Here is a 6,674-nt window from a genome sequence, read left to right as displayed (position 1 = left end):
GGTGTTAATCCCCAGCAGTGGTTAGAGGATACCCTGCAAAAAATACCCGATCATAGCATCCAAAAATTGGAGGAGTTATTGCCCGGCTATCAGAAGGGGTAGTGAGTGCAGTTGCTCGGACGGATACAATTGAATCATTTAAATATTGATTTAGTCTTTTTGATCTAATACTATCCATTTCTGCGATGTAATATTTCAATCCGATTTTCTGGTTAAGATGTTTAAATAATTCAAAATCTATCTTTTGAACTTCTTCAAACCCGTGATTTTCTCCCAATAAGAAAACATCTGAATCGTAAAAATCCTGGTCAAAAAATCCATTTAAATTATACTGATTTTCCTCTTTTTCAAATATAATTTTTTTATTATTTCCTAAATACGATAAGTTTTTCTCATTCGTAGATTCTAAATAGTTTTCATTTTTGATCCAAAAGAATGCAATGATTAGGAGGTTTAATACCAATAGTACTAAGAGAGTTTTTCCTAAAACTTTAAAAAATTTCATTTTTTGTAATTTGTATGGTTGGTTAGATAAATAAAGTTTCCAAAAAAATTCACACTATCTGCAATTTGTTTTTCTGAAATGTCGTTTTGTGCTAACGAATTGCTGAAAATTACCGCCAACGTCTCGTATAAAAACTGTGCGAGCTGGCGAGCGTGATTGTCCGCAGGACAATCCGCTAAGCAAGCGAGCAAGGATTTGGGATTCAAGACTGATTTGAGCATTGTTTTTATATGTTGTTGTGAATAGTGCTTTTAGGCCGCCTATAACAATTTACTAATCGTTCTTATAAAACCTTCATTCCATTTCTTGTAATTATGTCCTCCCTTGAATATTTCCACTTCGACAAAAGAGTTTGAGTTTTTATAATTTCTTACAAGATCCTCTGCTTCCCGTTTGTAAACAAAGCTTTCTTCATCTCCATATTGTAAATATAAATCTGGATATTTTTCTTCACTGTGCCATTTATTTCCTTTGACATTAGAACCTAATGTAGAATAGCAAATATAGGTTCCTATTACATCGGGATATTTGTTGAGTAGATTCACACCAAATCCGGCTCCATTAGAAAATCCATAGAAAAATCTATCACTTTTTTGAAGGCCTTGATTCAATTCCTTTTCAACTTGAGGAATCAATTCATCTTTAAAATAAAATAAATGGTTCTTAAATCTATTGGAAAGATCTGGGTCAGATGTTCCAAATTGGAAAGTCTCTACATATTCCAGATTTCTATAATCAATTAAAATTTTCTCCCCATCAAGAGCATTTGTAGTGCTATAAGCAATTTTACGATTCGAATGACTGGCGATATAAATTGTGGGCTCTATAATCTTATTGTCGATTAGGGAATCCAAAGTAATTTTATAGAAGTTGTTTTCTAATGAAGTAGATCCGTCGGTTGCATAAATTACTGGATAATTATGTTGCTTATTAAACCCTTTGGGGAGATAAACAGTATGTTTTCTATATTCTCCCAAACTTTTGCTGAAAATCGAATCTATATAAAATTGAGAATCGGTCAGGGTATTTGTCTTTTCTATCTGGAAAGAAAAAAAGACTGATCCTAACAATGCTAGAAACACAATTTTATATATTTTGTTCATATTTTTCTATGCATTATTCACAACGTCCCGTATAAAAACAGTGCGAGCTGGCGTGCGTGATTGTCCGCAGGACAATCCGCTGAGCAAGCGATCACAGAGTTTCGATTCAAGAACAAATTAAGCATTGTTTTTATACACTGTTGGGCACTGTGCTTACTACGCTTGTTGAATTTCGATTATTTTAACCATTATTAATGTCCGAATACTAGAATATCCAATAATCTGCCACTAATCGGCGTATGTGTCATTATGAAGCCTATTATAATTTTTCTAAATGCACCTGGATTCCAAACCCCAACAGCAAGGTGTGGTTCCCTACGTAAGTGTTGTTTGATGTTGAATTAAAATAAATTAGAGATGCCTCAAAAGCCACACTATTGTTTAAAAATATTGCAACACCACCCTTAGCGGAAAATTCTCTAGAATTATTCTCATTTATAAGGCTAAATCGATAAGAACTTTCTAAAAATGGATTAACCATTTTGTCTATATTCAGTAAATAATATCTTGCAAAAGGGGATATCAGAAAGCGGTCAAACTTGGAGGTTCCTGAGTCGCTTTTATAACGAGAAAGAGTATATTCAGCTCTCGTACCTAAAGCTAATTTATCCAAAAAAAAGTAACCCACATTTGGAGTCAAGTTTATGGTGAATGATTGGGAATCAACTGTAGATTCAGGTTTGGTTTTAGAATAAGAAAATGCAACATCCCCGCCAACCAGCCAATTGTTTTTGGTTATTTGTGCGTTAGTGGGCATCGAAAAAGCAAGTGCCAATAAGAAAAATAAAGTGTTTATTTTCATATTTGTAAATAGGAGTTTTTAGAATACGAATTTATTTAATTAATAATTTTATCTTTTCTAAATGATTGCATTGTGCCCAACGTCTCGTATAAAAACTGTGCGAGCCGGCGAGCGTGATTGTCCGCAGGACAATCCGCTAAACAAGCGAGCACAGAGTTGCGATTTAAGACTGGTCTAAGCATTGTTTTTATATAATGTTGTAAACAGTGGCGACACGTTCGAGTATGTGTGTTTAATTGTATAATTTATGCCAACCTATCCCCAACATAAAAGATAAACCGAAATAGTAATTTTTTGAAACATTTCCTGATAATTTTATACCATAACTGAAACCAAAAGGATTCCTTTTTTGTTTTTTAAACCATTTAATATTTGTTTCAAATGCTGCGCCGAAAGCCCGGATTCTTTCTCTTTCTAGATCATTTAAACTATTAGATGCGTAAATAGTGTATGAAGGTCCGAGCGATATACTCAAAGAATGACCGTCATTAATCTTTCTTCTCCCATAGAGTACTGCTATTTCATCAGCAAATGCATTTGTATTAGAAACAGGAATAAGCACTACTGAACTAACACTTATGTCATTTATTTTTGAATATCTTAAACTCAGAAGATTTTTACTAAACTGATAATTCAATACTCCACCCCATAATAAACCGCCATTCTCTCCAGTGTATCCACCTAGAAAAGATTCTAAGTATACAATAGGAATTTTTTGTTCATCATTTTGTGCTATGATATTATTTCCGCTAATCAACAGGATAATTACAGAAATTACCCTAACTACACTTTTTATATAATATAAATTTTTGGCAAATTTCAAATTTGATCTTTTTGATTAGTATTTTTTTTGGAGCCATTGGTTACAACGTCCCGTATAAAAACTGTGCGAGCTGGCGTGCGTGATTGTCCGCAGGACAATCCGCTGAGCAAGCGAGCACGGAATTTCGATTCAAGACTGGTTTTAGCATTGTTTTTATATATTGTTAGGCACAGTAATTTTCTATTTCCATTCTGATTTCCTTTGAAGTCTCTATTACTAATTCTAAATATTCCATCAATTCGTTTGGTCTAGTCCAAATTTTACTTTTTAGAGGTAAAGATTCATTAGTTGATCTTAGATATTGGGTGTCAACAATTCCGCTTTTATGTGCTAATAAATTTCTTCTTTGAAAAAGCGACCATAGTTTATCATCATCTAACTTTTCTCTTAAATCGTCGCTGGTAAATATGGTTTTATAAATCGTTTTAATTGTACGGAGGTTACTGAACTCAAAATTTTCAATTAAAATAGTCCCCATACTATTAGACAGATTAAAATCAAACTCTATCAATTTTTGTACAGGTATATTTTTCAAGTTAAACTTTTGCTTTAGTTCTGCTTTTGCGGAGAGGTTTTCCACTAATTGGCTGTTCTTATTTAAAAGTACAATAAAACAGTCCCGGCAAAAAATTTCAAAGGCTGCCCAGGTGGATAAAGCGCATTGGTTCAGAAGATTTTTTGATGCAACTTCAAAAGTTTCAGAGTCAGATAAATCTTTTAGAAAAATCGCCGAAATTAGCCGAAATTGATTTTTACCCTTCAGAGTCTCGCGTTCAGCCAAAAACCTCTCGTGAACTTTTTTATGTAATTTATTTGCGGCAGCTTTTTCATCTTTTTTTTGATCTTCCGTATCAATGTCATCTCGCATTGAAAGAATAGACTCCTGGGTCCGAATACTATTAAAGATTTCGAGATTTGCTTTACCTCTCGCCATTATATCTGGGATAGTTGCAGTCGAAACTATAGAATTGATGTTATCTTTAAAAGCTAAATAAACTTCTTGTAATTCATCTAATTTTGAATTATGGTAAACCTTAAGTTTTTCTTCCAAATCTTTATTATTAAACCTAATAAAGAACACCTCTTGTAATTCCTTTTCCAGTTTTCTAATATTATCTTCCAAAAGAGTAAATTTTTATTGTGCCTAACGTCTCGTATAAAAACTGTGCGAGCTTGCGAGCGTGATTGTCCTCAGGACAATCCGCTGAGCAAGCGAGCACGGAGTTTTGAATTGAGACAGGTTTGAGCATTGTTTTTATATATTGTTGTAAATAGTTGTTTATTCCGGCTTTATAATTTTGACCAATTCTCCGCTCTCATTATAATAGTTGTAACCGTTATCTATAAATTCTACTTCTTTCTTTCCATTTTTGAACCATCTATCATACTCTTTCTTTCCTTTTCCTCGACTTATGCGAATATATTTTTCACCACTTTCGTAATATGTGGTCCTTATATATTCTGAATAACCATCTATTAATTCTTCTTTAACGCTTAAATTCCCATTTTCAAACCACTCTAAAGCTAATTCGTAGGGTCTGCCATATTTTGTTCTTCGGAAGGATTTTTTCTGCCCCGTTATATAATAAGATTGGTAATCAATCGTAGTTTTGTTTTTACATAACTCCAGTCTTAAGATATCATTTTCGTAACTATGAATTGTGAAATCTTCTTCCATACCAAATTTTAAATCAAACTCTTTATGAAAATCCTGATCAATTATATCATAATCACAGGTCGGAATTTTTTCTGAAATATAAATATTCTCATAAAAGAATTTGGAATGAATTCCTCTACCATAAATTGGCAAGTTTTCAATTCTTAAAAACTTAAGTATATTCATTTCCACCTCTCTAACACCTTCTATAAAAAGCTCATTTAGAGTTTTTTCTTTATCAAAACTACCATCCCAGTTATACCTATAAACTATTTGCCTTTCTTTATTCGTATTTAAATAATCAAAAGTTGATTTTGTTTTAATTCTTAGAAATTCATTTTCTCCAAAAAGACCTAATCTATTTGAATCGAAAGCAGGTGTATAAGAGTTATCATAAAAAATTGGATCGCCTGTTTTCCATCTTCCACCTGGAATAAGATTAGTTAATGTTCCTTCCGAAAAAACTTTACGTCCTAATTTGTAAATTATTACTTTCTCTAAATCGTAAGCCGTTTCTTCATCAAGGTTTTGAAATAAGATTTCTATTTTAACTTCTAATCCGGAATTTTGAATTTCTATTATTTGATCGATTTTACCTGAATTAAAATCAAGTCTATTTTTCTTTAAATGAGAAGAATATCTTTTACCAGTTCCTTTTCCAATATAAAATATTTGGTTATCCCGAGGATCTATAAGTCCGTAAACATAGTATCTATTATTACTCAAATCTTTAACAATTATTTACAACGTCTCGTATAAAAACTGTGCGAGCGGGCGAGCGTGATTGTCCGTAGGACAATCACCTAAGCAAACGAACACGGAATATGGATTGAGCAAAATTTAAGCATTGTTTTTATATGCTGTTAGCTACTGTTTTCATTATTCAAATATGTCTTCTTTATTCAAATTATGAATGGAATTTCTTCTTGCCCAAAGGTAAAAGATGAAATGTATTAATAGAAAAACACTCCAAATAATAGCACCCATAATAGGAGCATTCAGATTTTCACTTTTTGAGCCAAATCCAAATCCAATCCACAATAATGAAATCCCATTATGAATTAAAAATGTTGTTAGGTGAAATCTAAATCCGACATCAAATATTGGTAAATATTCTCCATCCTTTCGTCCAAAATACCAACCAGCAACAAACGTTAAAATCCCATAAATTCCTGCGGATAAAGTAATTATAATTCCTGATAGATTTTCTATACCGTAACTCAAAAAATATCTAAATAATATAGTTAGAATAGTTACAGTTAATGCAAATCTCATTAAATAAAGTGTGATGGTTTTCATTGGTCGTTTAATTTTAGAATATTTTTAATTTCTTCTGAATAGAAAAGTTTAATGTTTCTATTCACAAACTGCTTGAAGAGTTCTTGTCCTAAATTTGTCAAAGAATAATATTTCCTTTCAGGACCTTTATTTCCTTCTTTTAACTCAAAAGTTAAAACATTAATATGTTCATATTTTCTTAACGCCCGATATAAGCTTTGTTCTTCGCAACTTATTGTTCCGTTAGATTTCTTTTCAATAAAACTTTTAATTTCATCAACATATTTTCTGCTTTCTTGAAGTGCCATAAAAATCCAAAGTGTCAATTGACCTTTTTTATATGTGTTTTCCCAAGAAAGCAATAGTTCATTTAAATTGTCCTCATTTTTCATTATTTTCTATTTGTATTATACAACTTGAATAATACAAATATAGTTATGTTTTTCGTTTTGACAAATAGATCTAAAGGTTTCAGGATTTATCGGCAAATTGTAGCTAACGTCCCG

The 6,674-nt window shown here is 31.9% G+C and carries 8 protein-coding genes; 1 reads left to right on the top strand and 7 read right to left on the bottom strand.

Features of this window, described 5'->3' with window-relative positions; all coding sequences use genetic code 11:
- Positions 1–33 precede the first annotated feature (33 nt).
- Positions 34–102: a hypothetical protein gene (locus LB465_RS14095; protein ID WP_237690532.1), complete on the top strand. Its 69-nt coding sequence runs from the start codon at positions 34–36 to the stop codon at positions 100–102.
- 663 nt (positions 103–765) lie between these two features.
- On the opposite strand, the gene LB465_RS14090 is transcribed toward LB465_RS14095, so the two are convergent.
- From LB465_RS14090 to LB465_RS14060, 7 genes are all read right to left on the bottom strand, one after another.
- Complete coding sequence (locus LB465_RS14090; protein ID WP_224470511.1) at positions 766–1,608, bottom strand: alpha/beta hydrolase; 843 nt, start codon at positions 1,606–1,608, stop codon at positions 766–768.
- 259 nt (positions 1,609–1,867) lie between these two features.
- On the bottom strand, positions 1,868–2,410 hold the full coding sequence (locus tag LB465_RS14085) for an outer membrane beta-barrel protein (RefSeq protein WP_224470509.1): 543 nt from the start codon (positions 2,408–2,410) through the stop codon (positions 1,868–1,870).
- A 232-nt stretch (positions 2,411–2,642) separates the two neighbouring features.
- The gene (locus LB465_RS14080) at positions 2,643–3,233 is read right to left on the bottom strand and encodes a hypothetical protein (RefSeq protein WP_224470508.1); all 591 of its coding nucleotides are present in this window, start codon (positions 3,231–3,233) and stop codon (positions 2,643–2,645) included.
- A 163-nt stretch (positions 3,234–3,396) separates the two neighbouring features.
- Positions 3,397–4,284 carry a hypothetical protein gene (locus tag LB465_RS14075; protein ID WP_224470506.1) on the bottom strand — a complete coding sequence of 296 codons (888 nt, stop codon included), beginning with the start codon at positions 4,282–4,284 and terminating at the stop codon, positions 3,397–3,399.
- 228 nt (positions 4,285–4,512) lie between these two features.
- Positions 4,513–5,616, bottom strand: a complete 1,104-nt coding sequence (locus tag LB465_RS14070) for an LEM-3-like GIY-YIG domain-containing protein (RefSeq protein ID WP_224470505.1) — start codon at positions 5,614–5,616, stop codon at positions 4,513–4,515.
- A 153-nt stretch (positions 5,617–5,769) separates the two neighbouring features.
- Complete coding sequence (locus LB465_RS14065) at positions 5,770–6,189, bottom strand: hypothetical protein (protein WP_224470504.1); 420 nt, start codon at positions 6,187–6,189, stop codon at positions 5,770–5,772.
- Positions 6,186–6,560: a PadR family transcriptional regulator gene (locus LB465_RS14060; protein ID WP_224470502.1), complete on the bottom strand. Its 375-nt coding sequence runs from the start codon at positions 6,558–6,560 to the stop codon at positions 6,186–6,188. The genes LB465_RS14065 and LB465_RS14060 overlap by 4 nt, the downstream gene beginning before the upstream one ends.
- Positions 6,561–6,674: the final 114 nt, after the last annotated feature.

It is taken from the genome of Salegentibacter lacus, assembly GCF_020164555.1.
GTDB lineage: Bacteria > Bacteroidota > Bacteroidia > Flavobacteriales > Flavobacteriaceae > Salegentibacter > Salegentibacter lacus.
Note: the sequence above shows the minus strand (reverse complement) of the source record. Positions and strands in the feature narration are given on the sequence as shown.